Source organism: Streptomyces sp. SID5785, from assembly GCF_009870065.1.
Taxonomy (GTDB): Bacteria; Actinomycetota; Actinomycetes; order Streptomycetales; family Streptomycetaceae; genus Streptomyces.
Genome location: NZ_WWIA01000400.1, coordinates 1 through 16,736 on the forward strand (window position 1 = coordinate 1; position 16,736 = coordinate 16,736).

15 protein-coding genes are annotated in these 16,736 nt (G+C 73.2%); 7 read left to right on the forward strand and 8 right to left on the reverse strand.

The features are described from left to right. On the reverse strand, positions 1-299 hold a 299-nt coding region (locus tag GTW43_RS13190; protein WP_161301854.1), incomplete at its 3' end, for a LysR family transcriptional regulator. A 124-nt stretch (positions 300-423) separates the two neighbouring features. Between GTW43_RS13190 and GTW43_RS13195 the strand changes: the two genes are divergently transcribed. Next, a complete protein-coding gene (locus GTW43_RS13195; protein ID WP_161301855.1) occupies positions 424-1,485 on the forward strand; it encodes a bile acid:sodium symporter family protein in 1,062 nt (353 codons plus the stop codon). Here GTW43_RS13195 and GTW43_RS13200 read toward each other — a convergent pair. Together GTW43_RS13200 and GTW43_RS13205 are read right to left on the reverse strand one after the other, a co-directional pair. Continuing rightward, positions 1,421-2,608, reverse strand: coding sequence for a hypothetical protein (locus tag GTW43_RS13200; protein WP_161301868.1), 1,188 nt, complete (start codon positions 2,606-2,608; stop codon positions 1,421-1,423). The two genes, GTW43_RS13195 and GTW43_RS13200, sit on opposite strands and share 65 nt — an antisense overlap. A 69-nt stretch (positions 2,609-2,677) precedes the next feature. Continuing rightward, positions 2,678-3,604, reverse strand: coding sequence for a zinc-binding dehydrogenase (locus GTW43_RS13205; RefSeq protein ID WP_161301856.1), 927 nt, complete (start codon positions 3,602-3,604; stop codon positions 2,678-2,680). A 93-nt stretch (positions 3,605-3,697) separates the two neighbouring features. On the opposite strand from GTW43_RS13205, the gene GTW43_RS13210 reads away from it, so the two are divergent. Further along, on the forward strand, positions 3,698-4,156 hold the full coding sequence (locus GTW43_RS13210) for a MarR family winged helix-turn-helix transcriptional regulator (RefSeq protein ID WP_161301857.1): 459 nt from the start codon (positions 3,698-3,700) through the stop codon (positions 4,154-4,156). 71 nt (positions 4,157-4,227) lie between these two features. Here GTW43_RS13210 and fdhD read toward each other — a convergent pair whose 3' ends face one another. The 5 genes from fdhD to GTW43_RS13235 are packed head-to-tail and all read right to left on the reverse strand — an operon-like array spanning position 4,228 to position 10,764. Further along, positions 4,228-5,103 carry a formate dehydrogenase accessory sulfurtransferase FdhD gene (gene fdhD, locus GTW43_RS13215; RefSeq protein WP_161301858.1) on the reverse strand — a complete coding sequence of 292 codons (876 nt, stop codon included), beginning with the start codon at positions 5,101-5,103 and terminating at the stop codon, positions 4,228-4,230. A gap of 7 nt (positions 5,104-5,110) precedes the next feature. After that, complete coding sequence (locus GTW43_RS13220; RefSeq protein WP_161301859.1) at positions 5,111-5,971, reverse strand: 2Fe-2S iron-sulfur cluster-binding protein; 861 nt, start codon at positions 5,969-5,971, stop codon at positions 5,111-5,113. Then, a complete protein-coding gene (locus GTW43_RS13225; protein WP_161301860.1) occupies positions 5,968-7,788 on the reverse strand; it encodes an NADH-ubiquinone oxidoreductase-F iron-sulfur binding region domain-containing protein in 1,821 nt (606 codons plus the stop codon). Before GTW43_RS13225 ends, GTW43_RS13220 begins: the two co-directional genes overlap by 4 nt. 7 nt (positions 7,789-7,795) lie before the next feature. Further along, positions 7,796-9,787 carry a molybdopterin-dependent oxidoreductase gene (locus GTW43_RS13230; RefSeq protein ID WP_161301861.1) on the reverse strand — a complete coding sequence of 664 codons (1,992 nt, stop codon included), beginning with the start codon at positions 9,785-9,787 and terminating at the stop codon, positions 7,796-7,798. Further along, entirely contained in the window at positions 9,784-10,764 is a 981-nt protein-coding gene (locus GTW43_RS13235; RefSeq protein ID WP_161301862.1) for a 2-dehydropantoate 2-reductase, read from the reverse strand. Before GTW43_RS13235 ends, GTW43_RS13230 begins: the two co-directional genes overlap by 4 nt. Positions 10,765-11,008: 244 nt before the next feature. Here GTW43_RS13235 and GTW43_RS13240 point away from each other — a divergent pair, with 244 nt between their 5' ends. The 5 genes from GTW43_RS13240 to GTW43_RS13260 form a co-directional block, all read left to right on the forward strand. Next, positions 11,009-12,355 (forward strand): OFA family MFS transporter, encoded by a 1,347-nt coding sequence (locus GTW43_RS13240; protein WP_161301863.1) that lies wholly within the window; start codon positions 11,009-11,011, stop codon positions 12,353-12,355. A gap of 214 nt (positions 12,356-12,569) precedes the next feature. Next, positions 12,570-13,517: a beta-ketoacyl-ACP synthase III gene (locus GTW43_RS13245; protein WP_161301864.1), complete on the forward strand. Its 948-nt coding sequence runs from the start codon at positions 12,570-12,572 to the stop codon at positions 13,515-13,517. Positions 13,518-13,627: 110 nt separating this feature from the next. Next, positions 13,628-14,305, forward strand: a complete 678-nt coding sequence (locus GTW43_RS13250; RefSeq protein WP_161301865.1) for a GntR family transcriptional regulator — start codon at positions 13,628-13,630, stop codon at positions 14,303-14,305. Between the two features lie 209 nt (positions 14,306-14,514). After that, entirely contained in the window at positions 14,515-15,840 is a 1,326-nt protein-coding gene (locus tag GTW43_RS13255; protein ID WP_161301866.1) for an MFS transporter, read from the forward strand. A 116-nt stretch (positions 15,841-15,956) separates the two neighbouring features. Next, on the forward strand, positions 15,957-16,736 hold a 780-nt coding region (locus GTW43_RS13260), incomplete at its 3' end, for a PucR family transcriptional regulator (protein ID WP_161301867.1).

A 16,736-nucleotide genomic window follows, 5' to 3' on the forward strand; every position in this document is an offset into this window, starting at 1 on the left:
AAGTCCTCCGACGCCCCGAAGCGCAGCCGGCCGCGCAGCCGCGTACCGGTGAAGAAGGACGTGGCCTGTTCGTGCACCTCCAGGATCCGGCGCGCGAACCCGAGCATCGCCTCCCCGTCCTCCGTGAGGTCCACGGAGTGCGTGTCCCGCGTGAACAGGGTGCGGCCCGTCGCGTCCTCCAGGCGGCGCACGTGCTGGCTCACCGTCGACTGCCGCAGCCCGAGCCGCCGCGCCGCCTGCGTGAAGCTCAGCGTCTGCGCGACGGCCAGAAACGTCCTCAGCTGCCCCGGGTCGTACATGCCGTCACCCTATCCACGCCCATCGCGGAACGCGATCACAGTCAGAACGGTATGCAGGATTCCCGATCACAGGACGGAGGTGGACGATGGAGAGGGCACGACCTGAACCGAGAGCAAGGAACCGATGAAACGCCTGACCTGGCCCTCCTGGATGCCGATCGACCCGTACATCCTGGCGTTGATCGCGACGGTCGGCGTCGCCGCGCTCCTGCCCGCCCGGGGCGGCGCGGCCGAGGTGGCCTCCGGCGCCTCCACCGCGGCCGTCGCCTTTCTCTTCTTCCTGTACGGGGCACGGCTCTCCACCCGCGAGGCCCTCGACGGGCTGCGCCACTGGCGCCTCCACGTCACCGTCCTCGCCTGCACCTTCGTGCTCTTCCCGCTGCTGGGTCTCGCCGCGCGCGGTCTCGTCCCCGCGCTGCTGCCGCAGAACCTCTACGAGGGCCTCCTCTTCCTGACCCTCGTCCCCTCCACCATCCAGTCCTCGATCGCCTTCACCTCGATCGCCCGGGGCAACGTCCCGGCGGCGATCTGTGCGGGCTCCTTCTCCTCGCTCGCGGGCATCGTGCTGACCCCGCTGCTCGCCGCGGCGCTGCTCGGCAACAGCGGTGGCGGCTTCTCGGCGGACTCCGTCGTCAAGATCGTGCTCCAGCTGCTTGTGCCGTTCCTGGCGGGGCAGCTGCTGCGCCGCTGGGTCGGCGCCTTCCTCACCCGCCACAAGAAGGTCCTTGGCTACGTCGACCGCGGCTCGATCCTGCTCGTCGTCTACACCGCTTTCAGCCAGGGCATGGTGCAGGGCATCTGGCACCAGGTCAGCGCGGTGCGGCTGGCCGGTCTCCTGGCGGTCGAGGCGGTCCTGCTCGCAGTGATGCTGGTGGTCACCTGGTTCGGTGCGAAGGCGCTCGGCTTCGGCCGCGCGGACCGGATCGCCATCCAGTTCGCCGGCTCCAAGAAGTCGCTCGCCTCCGGACTGCCCATGGCCAGCGTCCTGTTCGGGGCGCACGCCTCGCTGGCCGTACTGCCCCTGATGCTCTTCCACCAGATGCAGCTCATGGTCTGCGCGGTGATCGCCAAGCGTCGCTCCCGGGACCCCGAGCAACGCGCCGGTGCCGAGGACTCCGCGCTCACGGCGCGGGACCGAGCCGCACCGACACGAACCGCGGCCGGTAGCGCGCCACGTTCCGGTTGAGCGCGTCCTGCCCCGCGCCCGGCGCCGCGTCGAGCCGGTTCACGTCGTAGCTGAGCACGAGCCGGCCCTCGGCGCCGAGGGCCGGATGGGCCTGCGGGTTGTACGCGGCCACGGACGCGTCCGGCAGGGACGCCGTGAACCCCTTCGCCGGGCCGTGCCAGGGGCCCACGGGCGAGCAGGACCAGTACGACGTGAAGGCGCTCAGTCCCGCGGGCCCGGCCGCCGTCGTGAACAGCACGTACGTCCCCGCGTCCCGGACCACCGTGAACGCGCTGCCCACCCCGCGCCGCCGCCCGTCCCCGAGCACCGGCGCGGGCCGCGCCCCGGACCGCCACCGCGCGCCGTCCCAGTACTCCCAGGCCCGCACGTCCCCGAGCCGCCCGCGCGGAGCCCGTGCCGCGTAGGCCCGGTGCGCGGGGGCCTGCCCGTCGTCCGCGCCGAACACGTACGTCCAGCGGCCCGCGTCCACGGCCGCCGTGCCGAACAGCACCCGCCGCGCCGGGTCCGGCACCTGCCGCTGGTCCAGCACCTGGGTGACGCCCTCGAGCCGCAGGTCCGGCAGGGAGAGCGTGGCCACCTCCGTCGCGGCCGGAACGCCGTACACGTACGGTCCGCCGCTCCGCGCCCGCGTCCACAGCAGGACCCGGACGACCTGCTCGCGCGCCCCCGCGGTCCGTGGCTCCACGCGGGCGGCCACCGGCCAGCGCCACTCCCCGACCCCGGTGTCGGGGAACAGGGGAGCGGCGACGGTCCGCCCGAGCCGGCCCGAGCGGTCCGTGACGACGGCCGAGTTGCGCACGAACGGCGCGCCCGCGTCCCGCCAGGCGTGCGGCTCGCCCGCGAGGTTGGGCGGCCCGTGCACCGCCCCGAGGAAGGTGTCGGAGAACAGCCACAGCACGCGGCCGTCCGGCAGCCGCACCGAGTGCGTGCCGTCGCCGCCGGACCAGTCGTCGGTGCGCGCGGCGTCGTCGCCGTACCGTGCCAGGTCCTGCGTCAGCGCGGGTTCGTCCCGCCAGGAGGACACCTGCCGTCCCCGGCAGGCGCCCGCGCCGCCGTCCGGGCCGCCGTCCGAGCGCCCGAGCAGCACGGCGAGCCCACCGGCCACGAGGGCCACGGCGAGCATCACCGTGCCCGTCCGCCTCGCCCCCGGCCGGCCCGTCACACGACCGCACGCTAGTGCGTCCCCCGCCGGCTAAGGAACCAGGACGACCTTGCCCCGGTTCGCCCGCGCCTCGATCACCGCGTGGGCGTGCGCGGCGTCCTCCAGTGCGAACTCGCCGTGCACCACCGGCTCCAGACGGCCCGTCAGGTACAGGTCCCAGAGCTCGTCGCGCCATGCCCGGTACGTCGCCGGCTCCTCGCGCGCGACCCGCGCCATCTGGAACCCCACCACCGCCCGCGACCCCACCAGCAGGTCGTAGGCGTCGATCGTGCCGCCGCCCGAGCTGTACGCGACGAGCCGTCCGCCCGGGGCCAGCGCGCCGACGGCGGGCTTCAGGAGCTCCCCGCCGACCGCGTCGAGCACGTAGTCCACCGGCTCGCCCCAGGACGGCGCCCCGTACGGGACCACCGCGTCCGCACCGAGCCCGCGCAGGAAGTCCCCCTTCGCGGGGTCCGACACCGCGGCCGTGACCCGCGACGCCCCCTGGATCCGCGCCAGTTGGACCGCCAGGTGCCCGACCCCGCTCGCCGCGCCCGTCACCAGGGCGCTCTCGCCCGCGGCGGGCCGCGCCGCGCGCAGCGCCCCGAGGGCCACGAGACCGCTGCGCACCAGCGCCACCGCGGTGACGGCGCTCGCCTGCCGGGGCACGGGCGAGGCCATCGACGTGTGCAGCAGGGCGAACTCCGCGTACCCGTGCCCGAACACGAGCCCGGTGACCCGGTCGCCGGGCCGGTACCCGGTGACGTCCGGGCCGGTCGCGGTCACCTCGCCCGCGACCTCGCCGCCCAGCGGGACGGGTGCGCGGCCGCGCTCGCGGACCTTGCGGACGACGGGCAGGGTCACGCCGGCCGCCTCCGTGCGCACGAGGAGCTCGCCGGGGCCGGGCTCGGGGACCGGGACGTCCTCCAGGAACAGGACCTCGGGGCCGCCGCTGTGTTCGTACCGGACCCGGCGCATGCGCCTCACCGCCTCGGAAGGGATTCATTGGGAGTCCCAACGATAGACTTGTTTCGTTGGGGAGTCCAATGGTTTCCCGGTAGGCTGGCCCGCATGACCGCCGCGTCCACGCCGCCCACCGCCCCCAGCACCGTCCGCGACCTGCCCAGCTGGCTGCTCGGCCGGGCCGCGGCGCGCGGCCGGGCCCTCGTCGCCGACGCGCTCGCCGAGCACGGTCTGAAGATGTGGCACCACGTCGTCCTCAGCGCCGTCACGGACCGCCAGCCCGTCGCCCAGGCCGATCTCGTGCGCAGCGTGCAGCTGGACCCGAAGGACATGGTGGGCGTCCTGAACGACCTCCAGGCCGCGGGGCTCGTCGAGCGTGCGCCCGACCCCCGGGACCGCCGCAAGAACGCGGTCACCGCCACCGCCGCCGGGACCGCGCTCGTCGCCACCTGCGCCCGCGCGGCCCGCGCCGCCAACGACGAACTGCTCGCACCGCTCGGCCCGGCCGAGCGGGAGGCCTTCGTGGACATGCTGCGGCGCGTCGTCGCACCGCCGCCGTCGGCGTAGGAACCCGGCCGGCGCAGGGGGCGCTCCCCGCCGGTCCGGGTCCCCGCCGCCGTGCAGCGGGGACACCGGGGTCAGTGAGCGGCCGCGGCCCGCAGAGCGACCCGGTGTTCGCCCGCGTACACGTTCATGGAGGATCCCCGCAGGAAGCCGATCAGCGTCAGGCCCGACTCGGCGGCCAGGTCGACGGCGAGGGAGGAGGGCGCGGAGACCGCGGCGAGCACCGGGATCCCGGCCATGACGGCCTTCTGCGCCAGCTCGAAGGAGGCCCGGCCGGAGACCATGAGGACCGAGCGGGACAGCGGCAGGCCGCCGCCCTGGAGGGCCCGTCCGACCAGCTTGTCGACCGCGTTGTGCCGGCCGACGTCCTCCCTTATGTCGAGCAGGTCGCCCTCCTCGTCGAACAGGGCCGCGGCGTGCAGACCCCCGGTCCGGTCGAACACCCGCTGGCGGTCGCGCAGCCGGTCGGGGAGCGACGCGAGCAGCTCGGGCTCGAGCCGGACCGGGGGAGCGTCGGCGATCGGGAACCGGGCCGTCGTGCGCACCGCGTCGAGGCTCGCCTTGCCGCACAGCCCGCACGAGGACGTCGTGTAGACGTTCCGCTCCAGCGTGATGTCCGGCAGCTCGACGCCGGGGGCGGTCCGCACGTCCACCACGTTGTACGTGTTGGAGCCTCGCCCGGAGCCCGAAGGGCCCGGGGGGACCTCCTGCGTCGCGCCGGCGCAGTACACGATGTTCTGGAGGTCGGAGGCCGAGCCGAGGACGCCCTCGCTCACCAGGAAGCCCGCCGCGAGCGCGAAGTCGTCGCCCGGGGTGCGCATCGTGATGGCGAGCGGCCTGCCGTTCAGCCGGATCTCGAGGGGTTCCTCGGCGACCAGGGTGTCCGGCCGGGACGACACACGGCCGTCCCTGACCCGGATCACCTTGCGCCGTTCCGTGACTCGTCCCATGTCCTGATCAGTCCCGGTTCTGTACGTGCTGGTAGCCGAAGCGGCCCTTGATGCAGAGATTGCCGTGGGTCACCGGGTTGTCGTGCGGCGAGGTGACCTTGACGACCTCATTGTCCTGCACGTGGAGCGTGAGGTTGCAGCCGACGCCGCAGTACGCGCACACGGTCGTCGTCTCGGTCTGCGCGGCCTCGTTCCAGGTGCCCGCGGCCCGCATGTCGAACTCGGACTTGAAGGACAGCGCCCCGGTCGGACACACCTCCACGCAGTTGCCGCAGTACACGCACGCCGAGTCCGTCAGCGGTGCGTCGTGCTCGACGGCGATCCGCGCGTCGAAACCGCGGCCCGCGACCGAGATCGCGAACGAGTTCTGCCACTGGTCCCCGCACGCGTCCACGCACTTGTAGCAGAGGATGCACTTGTCGTAGTCGCGCACGTACAGGTCGTTGTCGACCCGCGGCTCCTCGCCGAGCCGCTGCGCGTCCGGTCCGAAGCGGTCCGGCTTCGCGTCGTACTCCGCGATCCACTCCTCGATCCGCGGCGTCGTCGACAGGTCGACCGACGACGCGAGCAGCTCGATGACGACCTTGCGGCTGTGCCGGGCCCGCTCGGTGTTCGTGCGGACCTCCATGCCCGGCTCGGCGCGACGTGAGCAGGCGGGCACCAGCGTGCGGGAGCCCGTCACCTCCACGACGCACACCCGGCAGGCGTTCTTCGGGGTGAGCGTGTCGCCCTGGCACAGCGTCGGGACGTCCTTGCCCGCGGCCCGGCACGCGTCCAGGATCGTGGACCCCTCGGGGGCCCGGACCGGCTCCCCGTCGATCGTGAACTCGAGCAGCCGCCGGGGGATCCCCAGCTCGACAGCGGTCATGACGCGTACGCCCCCAGACGGTCGATCGCGGACTCTATGGCGTTCCACGCGGTCTGGCCCAGACCGCAGATCGAGGCGTCACGCATCGTGCGCCCCACCTCGCGCAGCAGCGCCACGTCGTCGTCGGCCGCGATCCCCTCGCGGGCCGCGATCCGCTCCAGCGCCTCCTGCTGCCGCACCGTCCCGACCCGGCACGGCACGCACTGCCCGCACGACTCCTCGCGGAAGAACTGCGCGATGCGCAGCAGGACGCGGGACAGCGGCAGCGTGTCGTCGAAGGCCATCACGACACCCGAGCCGAGCGTCGTGCCGGCCTCGCGCGTCCCCTCGAACGTGAGCGGGATGTCCAGCTCGTCGGGGCGCACGAAGCCGCCCGCCGCGCCGCCGAGCAGGATCGCCCGCAGCGGGTTCGGGGTCCCGGCGAGGGCGAGCAGCTCGCCGAGCGAGGCACCGAAGGGGAGTTCGTAGACGCCGGGGCGGTCGACGGCGCCGGACACGCAGAAGAGCTTGGGCCCGGTCGAGCCCTCGGTGCCGATCGCCGCGTAGGCCGGGGCGCCCAGGGTGAGGATCGGCAGGACGTTGACGAGCGTCTCGACGTTGTTCGCCGCGGTCGGCTTCCCGAACAGGCCCTTCTCCACGGGGAACGGCGGCTTGGAGCGCGGCTCCCCGCGATAGCCCTCGATGGACTGGAAGAGGGCCGTCTCCTCGCCGCAGATGTACGCGCCCGCCCCGCGCCGGATCTCGATGTCGAAGGAGAACCGCTGGCCGAGGATGTCCTCGCCCAACAGGCCGCGCGCACGGGCCTGTTCGATGGCGTGGCTCATCCGGGCGAGGGCGGTGGGGTACTCGCCGCGCAGGTAGAGGTAGCCGTGGTGGGCGCCGGTGGCGTACGCCGCGATCGTCATCGACTCGACGAGCGCGTACGGGTCGCCCTCCATCACCACGCGGTCCTTGAAGGTGCCGGGCTCCGACTCGTCGGCGTTGCACACGAGATAGTGCGGCCCGTCGGGCTGCGCGGCGGTCGCCTGCCACTTGCGCCCGGTGGGGAACGCGGCCCCGCCCCGCCCCACGAGCCCCGCGTCGGTCACCTCCCGGATGACCCCGGCAGGCCCGAGCGCGAAGGCCCGCCGCAGGGCCGCGTATCCGCCGTGGGCGCGGTAGTCGTCGAGGGAGGTGGGGTCCACGGTGCCGATGCGGCGCAGCAGGACGAGCTCGGGCGAGCCGAGTTGGGGAACGGCCCGCCCGGCATCCGTCGCACCCGACAGCGGATCCGCACCCTCAAGCCCCTCCGGCGATTGAGGAGCGGGGTCCGGGGCACAGCGCCGGAACGGTGCCAGAGGCGTGGCCGACGCCGACGCCCCGGCCCGCACGAGAAGCGCCGCCGGCGCCCGCTCGCACATCCCGAGACAGGGCGACTCCTCCACATGCACCCCGGGAACGTCCGGCAGACCGCCGACGGCCCCCGCACAGGCCAGGTCCGTGCAGACGTGCAGCACCGTGGAGGGACGCGGCCGCACCGAGAACATGGAGTAGAACGTGGCCACCCCGTACGCCTCCGCGGGAGGCACCGTGAGCCGCCGGCACAGGTAGTCCAGCGCGCCCTCGCTGATCCAGCCCACCCGGTCGTTGACCGCGTGCAGCCCCGGCAACAGCAGATCCCGCCGCTCCCGCGCGGCCCGGCCGCCCCGCGCCCACCGCAGATCCGCGTCGGAGCGGTCGTCCGCCCCCTCCCACGCGGACTCCGGCGGCCCGAGCAGCGCGTCGACCGCCGCCCGTTCCTCGTCCGTCGGTTTGCTGTCACCGAAGCGCAGATCCACGGTTGTCTCAGCCCCTCACCGTCAGCTTCTCGGCCTGCTCGGCCTGCTCGGTCTGCTCAGCCCTGTCGAGCTTCTCGATCCGGATGGCCGACGCCTTGAACTCCGCCGTCCCGGCGATCGGGCAGTTCGCCTCGATCGTCAGGGCGTTGGTGTCCACCTCGTCGGGGAAGTGCATGGTCATGAAGGCGAGCCCCGGGCGCAGCCCGGGATCGACCCACACGGGCGCCGTCACCGCCCCGCGCCGCGAGGAGACGCGTACCTCCTCGCCGACCACGACCCCGTACCGCTCGGCGTCCTCCGGGCACAGCTCCACGTACTCGCCGCGCCGCAGCGGGGACGCGAACCCGCTGCTCTGCACCCCGGTGTTGTACGAGTCGAGGCGGCGGCCCGTGGTGAGCCGGATCGGGAACGCCTCGTCGGTGAGGTCCACCGGCGGGTCGTGCTCCACGAGCCCGAACGGCGCGAGCCGTCCGCGGCGGCCCGGATCGCTCTCCCACAGCCGTCCGTGCAGGTACGGCGACGGCAGTTCGTCCGTGTCGGGGCACGGCCACTGGAGCCCCTGGTGCTCGGCGAGCCGGTCGTAGGTCATCCCGAAGTGGTCGGGGGAGAGCGACCGCAGTTCGTTCCAGACGGTCTCGGCGTCCGGGTACTTCCAGTCGTGACCGAGCCGGGAGGCGACCGCGCAGATGATGTCGATGTCCTCACGCGCCTCGCCGGGCGGCGCGAGTGCGGCCCGCACCCGCTGCACCCGCCGCTCACTGCTGGTGGTGGTGCCGTCGGTCTCCGCCCAGGAGGCGGTCGCGGGCAGCACCACGTCGGCGAGTTCGGCGGTCTTCGTCAGGAAGATGTCCTGGACGACGAGGTGGTCGAGCGCGGACAGCCGGCGGATCGCCTGCTCGCTGTCCGCCTCGGACTGCGCCGGGTTCTCGCCGACGCAGTACACGGCGTGCAGGGTGCCCTCCTCCATGGCCTCGAACATGTCCGTGAGCGTCATGCCGTAGCGCGAGGGGATGACCGCGTCCCAGGCCCGCTCGAACTTGAGCCGCAGCCCGTCGTCGAGGAGGTCCTGGAAGCCGGGCAGCCGGTTCGGGATGGCGCCCATGTCCCCGCCGCCCTGCACGTTGTTCTGCCCGCGCAGCGGCTGCACGCCCGCGCCGTAGCGGCCGACGTGCCCGGTGAGCAGCGACAGGTTGATCAGGGCGCGGACGTTGTCGGTGCCGTTGTGGTGCTCGGTGATGCCCAGCGTCCAGCACAGCTGGGCGCGTTCGGCGGTGGCGTACGCGTGCGCGAGCTGCCTGATCGCCGCGGCCGGGACGCCCGTGACCTTCTCCGCCAGGGACAGCGTCCAGGGTTCGACGAGTGCCCTGAACTCCTCGAAGCCGGTCGTCGCGCGCTCCACGAACGCCTTGTTGTACAGATCGGCCGCGATGATCTCGCGGGCCACGGCGTGCGCGAGCGGGATGTCGGTGCCGACGTTCAGCCCGAGCCAGCTCTCGGCCCACTCGGCGGTCGACGTGCGGCGCGGGTCGACGGCGTACAGCCGCGCGCCGTTGCGTATCCCCTTCAGGACGTGCTGGAAGAAGATCGGGTGCGCGAAGCGGGCGTTGGACCCCCACATGAGGATCAGGTCGGTCTGCTCGACCTCCTCGTACGAGGAGGTGCCGCCGCCCGATCCGAACACCGCGGACAGTCCGGCCACGCTCGGGGCGTGGCAGGTCCGGTTGCAGGAGTCGACGTTGTTGGTGCCCATGACCACGCGCGTGAACTTCTGGGCCACGAAGTTCATCTCGTTCGTGGCACGCGAGCAGGACAGCATCGCGAAGGCGTCCGGGCCGTGGTCGGTCCGGGCCGCGGCGAAGCCGGCCGCCGCCGCGTCCAGCGCCTCGTCCCACGTGGCCGTGCGCAGGGGCGAGGTGCGGTCGCCGGGGGTCTCGCGCACCAGGGGAGTGGTGAGCCGGGTGTAGGTCTTCAGGGTGCGGTCGCGCCGCTTCTGCTTCATGCGGCGTCCCTCCTCATGCCGTGGGCGAGCAGGTCCGAGAGGGCGTGCACGGTGCGCAGGGTCGGCACGTCGACGCCCGTGATGTCCGCCAGCTCCACCACCGCGGCGAGCAGCACGTCCAGCTCCAGCGGCTTGCCGCGCTCGAGGTCCTGGAGCGTCGACGTGCGGTGCTCGCCGACCCGTTCGGCTCCGGCGAGGCGGCGCTCGACCGAGATGTCGGGCCGGCAGCCGAGGGCCGCGGCGACGGCGAGGGTCTCGGTCATCATGATCTCGATGACCCGCCGGGTGCCGCCGTGCAGACACATCTGCCGCATCGTGGCCCGCACGAGAGCGCTGATGGGGTTGAAGGAGATGTTGCCGAGCAGCTTGATCCAGATGTCGGCCCGCAGGTCGGGCTCGACGGGGCACTTGAGCCCGCCGGCCCGCATCGCCTCGCTGAACGCGACGCAGCGCGGGGACACGCTCCGGTCCGGCTCCCCGACGGAGAACCGGGTCCCTTCGAGGTGGCGCACGACGCCGGGCGCCGCCAGTTCGGTGGCCGCGTAGACGACGCAGCCGACGGCCCGTTCGGGCGCGAGCACCGTGCTCACGGCGCCGTCCGGGTCGACGCTCTCGAGCCGGTGCCCGTCGTGCGGGCCGCCGTGCCCGTGGAAGTACCACCAGGGGATGCCGTTCTGCGCGGCGATCACCGAGGTGTCCTCGTGCAGCAGCGGCCCGATCAGCGGCCCGCACGCCGCGTACGCGTTCGCCTTGAGACCGAGGAAGACATGGTCGACCGGGCCGATGTCGGCCGGGTCGTCGGTGGCGTGCACCCGTGCGGTGAAGTCACCGCGCGGGCTGAGGACCCGCACGCCGTCCCGCCTCATGGCCGCGAGGTGCGGTCCACGGGCGACCAGATGGACGTCGGCGCCCGCGCGGTGCAGGGCGGCTCCGACATAGGCGCCGATCGCTCCGGCGCCGAGGACTGCGACTTTCACTGGAGCTCCGTTCGTCGAGGGTTCCGGATCCGCCCCGCCCGTGGGGGCAGTGGCGGTCCGGGATGCACGGAGGACCGACAGGAAATGTCGATGGAATATTGTCTACAGTATGGAAGTTGGGCCGACAAGGGTCCGCGCACGAGCTGCCGGTGGCGTCCGCGTGTGTATGCGGTCGACGGATTCTGTAGGGAACCGCGGTCCACACCCTTCCCAACTCCCCGGCCGCTCCATACCGTTCGGGATCATGACGCCCCCCGTCGCACCGGCCGGCTGGAGCCGCTGGCTCGTTCCCCCCGCCGCACTCTCGGTCCACCTGTCCATCGGCCAGGCCTACGCCTGGTCCGTCTTCAAACCCCCGCTCGAGTCCGCCCTGGACCTGAGCGGCACCCAGAGCGCCCTGCCCTTCCAGTTGGGCATCGTGATGCTCGGGCTGTCCGCCGCCTTCGGCGGCACCCTCGTCGAACGCAACGGGCCGCGCTGGGCCATGACCGTCGCGCTCGTCTGCTTCTCCTCCGGCTTCCTGCTCTCCGCGCTCGGCGCCGCCACCGGCCAGTACTGGCTGATCGTGCTCGGCTACGGCTTCGTCGGCGGCATCGGCCTCGGCATCGGCTACATCTCCCCGGTCTCCACGCTGATCAAGTGGTTCCCCGACCGGCCCGGCATGGCCACCGGCATCGCGATCATGGGCTTCGGCGGCGGCGCGCTCATCGCCTCGCCGTGGAGCGCGCAGATGCTGGACTCCTTCGGCGCCGACCGCGACGGCATCGCCCTCGCCTTCCTCGTGCACGGGCTCGTCTACGCCGTCTTCATGACCCTCGGCGTCCTGCTCGTCCGCGTGCCGCGCCCCGCCGCGCGCGGTGACCTCGCGGGCGGGACGCCGGTGTCCGCCGGGCCGCAGGTCTCGGCGCGCCAGGCGATCCGCACCCCGCAGTTCTGGTTCCTGTGGGTCGCGCTGTGCATGAACGTGACCGCGGGCATCGGCATCCTGGAGAAGGCCGCCCCGATGATCACGGACTTCTTCGCCGACTCCAGCACCCCGGTCTCCGCCTCCGCGGCGGCCGGCTTCGTCGCCCTGCTGTCCGCCGCCAACATGGCCGGCCGCATCGGCTGGTCCGCCGCCTCCGACCTCATGGGCCGCAAGAACGTCTACCGGCTCTACCTCGGTGCGGGCGCCGTGATGTACCTGCTCATCTCGCTCTACGGCGACGCGTCGAAGCCCCTCTTCGTCGTGTGCGCCCTCGTGGTGCTCTCCTTCTACGGGGGCGGCTTCGCCGCCGCGCCCGCCTATCTGAAGGACCTCTTCGGCACCTACCAGGTCGGCGCCATCCACGGCCGGCTGCTCACCGCCTGGTCCACGGCGGGCGTCCTCGGCCCGCTGATCGTGAACCGGGTCGCCGACAGCCAGGAGAGCGCGGGCAAACACGGCGCGTCCCTGTACGGACTCTCCCTCACGATCATGATCGGCCTGCTCGTCGTCGGCTTCGTGGCCAACGAGCTGATCCGTCCGGTCCACGCCCGCCACCACCACGTACCCGCCCCCAGGGAGTCCGCCGATGACGCCACCGCCCGTGACCACCAGCAATCCGCCTAGCCGCCGAGGCCTGATCGCCCTCTCCTGGCTCTGGGTCGGGGCACCCCTCGCCTACGGGCTGTACGAACTGGTGCAAAAGGCCACACAACTGTTCACCGGGTGATCGGGTGGAACTCTCCAATCAGGACGCCGCAATCCTGTCGCTTCACCTCACCTCGTACTGGTGAGTCGCTGACCAGACTGGAGGGCCCATCGATCGACCCAGGGGGCCCACATGAACGGTTCGCGCATCGTCGGCATCGGCCACTACCGGCCCGCCGGGGTCCTCACCAACGAGGACCTGGCGGGCATGGTCGACACCGACGACGAGTGGATCCGCTCACGCGTCGGCATCCGCACCCGGCACATCGCGGGCCCCGACGAACCCGTCGACGAGCTCGCCGCGCACGCCGCCGCCAAGGCGCTGGCCGCGGCGGGCCTGACGCCCGACGCGGTCGACCTGGTCGTCGTCGCCACCTCCACGGCCACCGACCGCTCGCCGAACACCGCCGCCCGCGTCGCCCGCCGGCTCGGCGTCCCGTCCCCGGCCGCCCTCGACCTCAACGTCGTGTGCGCGGGCTTCACCCACGCGCTCGCCACCGCCGACCACACCCTGCGGGCCGGTGCCGCGACCCGCGCCCTCGTCATCGGCGCCGACAAGATGTCCGCCGTCGTCGACTGGTCCGACCGCTCCACCTGCGTCCTGGTCGGTGACGGGGCGGGCGCCGTGGTCCTCGAGCGGTGCGCCGACGGCGAGGAGCCCGGCGTCGGCCCCGTGCTGTGGGGCTCGGTCCCCGAGATGGGCAACGCGGTCCGCATCGAGGGCGAACCCCCGCGCTTCGCCCAGGAGGGCCAGGCCGTCTACCGCTGGGCCACCCGGCAGCTGCCCCCGCTCGCCCGTGAGACCTGCGCCAGAGCCGGACTCGACCCGGCCGACCTCGGCGCCGTCGTCCTGCACCAGGCCAACCTGCGCATCATCGAACCGCTCGCCGACAAGATCGGCGCCGTGAACGCCGTGGTCGCCCGGGACGTCGTCGACTCCGGCAACACCTCGGCGGCCAGCATCCCGATGGCCCTGTCCAAGCTCGTGGAGCGGGGCGAACTGGTCAGCGGGCAGTCCGCGCTGCTCTTCGGCTTCGGCGGGAACCTGTCGTACGCGGGCCAGGTCGTGCGCTGCCCGTGACGCCCGGGGCAGCCGAGGTGTGACGCGGCCAACTCCCCCTGACGCTGGCGATTGTGCTCGGTAGACTGTATTCCAAAGCCAATCCAGTGTTCCGCGTGAGGGGGGACCCGATGTTGTCCACAGGACTGCCGCAGGGGGCGGTGCCCAAGCTGGAGCGCCCCGGACCGCTGCGCGAGCGTGTCTACGAGGCGCTGCTCGAGCTGATCACGACGCGTGCCCTGCAGCCCGGCCAGCACCTGGTCGAGAGCGAACTCGCGGGGCACCTCGGGGTGTCCCGCCAGCCGGTGCGCGAGGCGCTGCAGCGGCTCAACACGGAGGGGTGGGTCGATCTGCGGCCCGCCCAGGGCGCGTTCGTGCACGAGCCCACCGAGGCCGAGGCCGACCAGCTCCTCACCGTGCGCACGCTCCTCGAGGCCGAGGCGGCCCGGCTCGCCGCGGCCAACGCGGGCAAGACCGGCATCACCGCCCTGGAGGAGCTGTGCGCCCGGGGCGAGCAGGCGGTCGCCGACGGGGACGTGGACCAGGTCGTCGCGGTGAACGCGGCGTTCCACGCGAAGGTCATGGAGCTCGCGGGCAACGTGGTGCTGGCCGAGCTGGCCGGCCAGGTCGACCGCCGCGTGCGCTGGTACTACCAGCCGGTCGCCCGCCAGCGCGGCCGCCAGTCCTGGATCGAGCACCGCGAGCTCATCGCGGCGATCTCCGCGCGGGACGAGGCGCGGGCCACCGCGGTCATGCGCGCCCACACGGAGCACACCCGCGAGACCTACCACCATCGGGAGCGCGACTGAGGCCGGGCACCGCGCGCGCCGTGGGCCTCGGCCCATTCCCCGCGGGGGCACGGTGGGCGCGTGCACATGGCCGGGCGAAGGGGGCGTACTCGATGCTGAACCCCGACGAGCAGCGACCCGACCCGCCGGTCCTTCGGTGACGCGAGGGGGCTCTCGTCCCCCCGACGCCGAACCTGCAGCGCCCTCGTGCGCCCGCGGGAAGGACTGTGATGCCCACTCGACCCGACACGGTGCACGCCACCGCGACCCGCCGAGCGATGTGGCGGCTGCTGCCGCTGCTCGGCCTCGCGTACTTCATGTCGTACGTGGACCGCACGAACATCGCGCTGGCCAAGACCCGGCTCGAGGCCGACATCGGGGTGGGCGCCGCCGCGTACGGACTCGGCGCCGGCATCTTCTTCGTCAGCTACGCACTGCTCGAGGTCCCCAGCAACATGGTGCTGTACCGCGTCGGCGCCCGGACCTGGATCGCCCGCATCGCGGTCAGCTGGGGACTCGTCTCGGCGGCCATGATGTTCGTGCAGGGCGAGGTCTCCTTCTACGTCCTGCGGTTCGTGCTCGGCGCCGCGGAGGCCGGTCTGTACCCGGCGCTGATGTTCACGGTCACCCTCTGGTTCGCGCAGCGGCACCGGGTGCCCGTGGTCGGGCTCGTGTACACCGCGCCCGCACTGGCGACGATCCTCGGCGCACCGGCCGGCGGCGGGCTCATGGGCCTCGACGGCGCGGCCGGGCTCAAGGGGTGGCAGTGGATGTTCCTCGTCGAGGGGCTGATCACCGTCGTCGTGGGCCTCGTCGTCTGGCGCGTGCTGCCCAGCCGCCCCGAGGACGCCCGCTGGCTCACCCCGGAGCAGGCCGCGGCGCTGACCGAACAGGCGGCGGCCGACGCCCACCCCTCGCCGCACCGGCTGCGCGGCAACCTCCGGCAGGCCTTCGCCCGGCCCGTCGTCCTGGCCCTCGCCGCCACCTACTTCGTGAACCAGCTCGTCTCGTCCGCCGTCGGGTTCAACCTGCCCTCGATCGTCGAGGACCTCGGGGTCTCCGGCTCCATGAACATCGGACTCGTCACCGGCAGCATGGGCGTGGGGATCCTCGCCGGTGTGCTCTTCTTCCCCTGGCTGCGCGGCCGGATCGGGCAGGACACCGCCCTCATCGTGGGATGCGCCCTGGCCGGCACGGCGGTCCTCGGCGGCTTCCTCGCGGTCGACGCGGCCGGCGCCCGCTTCGCCCTCCTCTTCGGCGCGAACTTCTTCCTCATGGGCACCCTGCCGCTGTTCTGGTCCGTGGCGATGTCCCGCATGTCGGGGCTGATGGCGGCCGTGGGGCTGGCGTTCATCAACACCGTCGGGCTGCTCGGCGGCTTCGTCGGGCCGCTCGTCTTCGGCCTCGTCGAGGACCGCAGCGACACCACCGACGGGCCGTTCGTCCTCGTCGTGATCGCGGGTCTGCTCGGCACCCTGCTGGCCGGCGTCCTCAAGTGGATCGTCGACCGGGAGGACCCGGCCCCGCTCGCCGCCGTCCCCGCCACCGCCGACTGACGCGCCCACCCGTCCGACCCCGGGGGCCTGTGCCGTTGCCCAGCCCGGCCCGGCCGGGACCGGGCGGCGGCCCGCGCCCCTTCCCGCGGAGCAGGGCAGATGCCTATTCTGCGGCGATGAACGAGGAGCCGACGCTGCGCCGCGAACTGGCCCAGACCCTGCTCGGCGACATGGACCGTCTCGTCGACGAGCTGAAGGCCGACATCTGTGCCCACAGCGCGACCTACGCGAGCGGCCGGCCCGTGTCCCACGACGACCTCCGGCTCACCCTGCGCGGGAACATGGAGATGGCCCTGATCGAGTTCGGCCGGCTCCCCGGCGCCGAGCACCGCTTCGAGGCCGTCGCCGCGCAGAACGGCCGGCTCCGCGCCGAGCAGGACATGCCGCTCGCCACCGTGCTGCAGGCCTACCGCCGCGGCGGCCGGGTGCTGTGGCAGGCGATGGCCGACTGGATGCGGGACCGGCCCCCGTCCCAGCAGCACCTGGTGGGGGACATGGCGGGTGCGGTGTGGGAGACGATCGACCGGTTCTCCTCGGCGGTGGCCGACGCGTACCGGCTGCGGACCCTGGAGCTCGAACACCGCGAGGCCTCGCGGCGCGGCGCGCTGTTCGAGGCGCTGCTCGACGGGCGCGCCGGTGATCCGGCGGTGGCGGCCGCGGCGGCCACCGCGCTCGGCGTGCCTCGGCAGGACCGGTACGCGGTGGTCGTGATCGCCCAGGACGCGCAGGACCCCGGGTCGCCGCCCGACCCCGGCCCCGCGCTGGAGGCCGCGGGCATGTGGTCGTTCTGGCGGCCCCGCGCCGAGACCGTGGCCGGTCTCGTCCGCGTCGGCCCGCAGGATCCCGCGCTGCTCGCCGGGGTCCTGCGCCACGACATCGGGTACCGGGCCGGCATC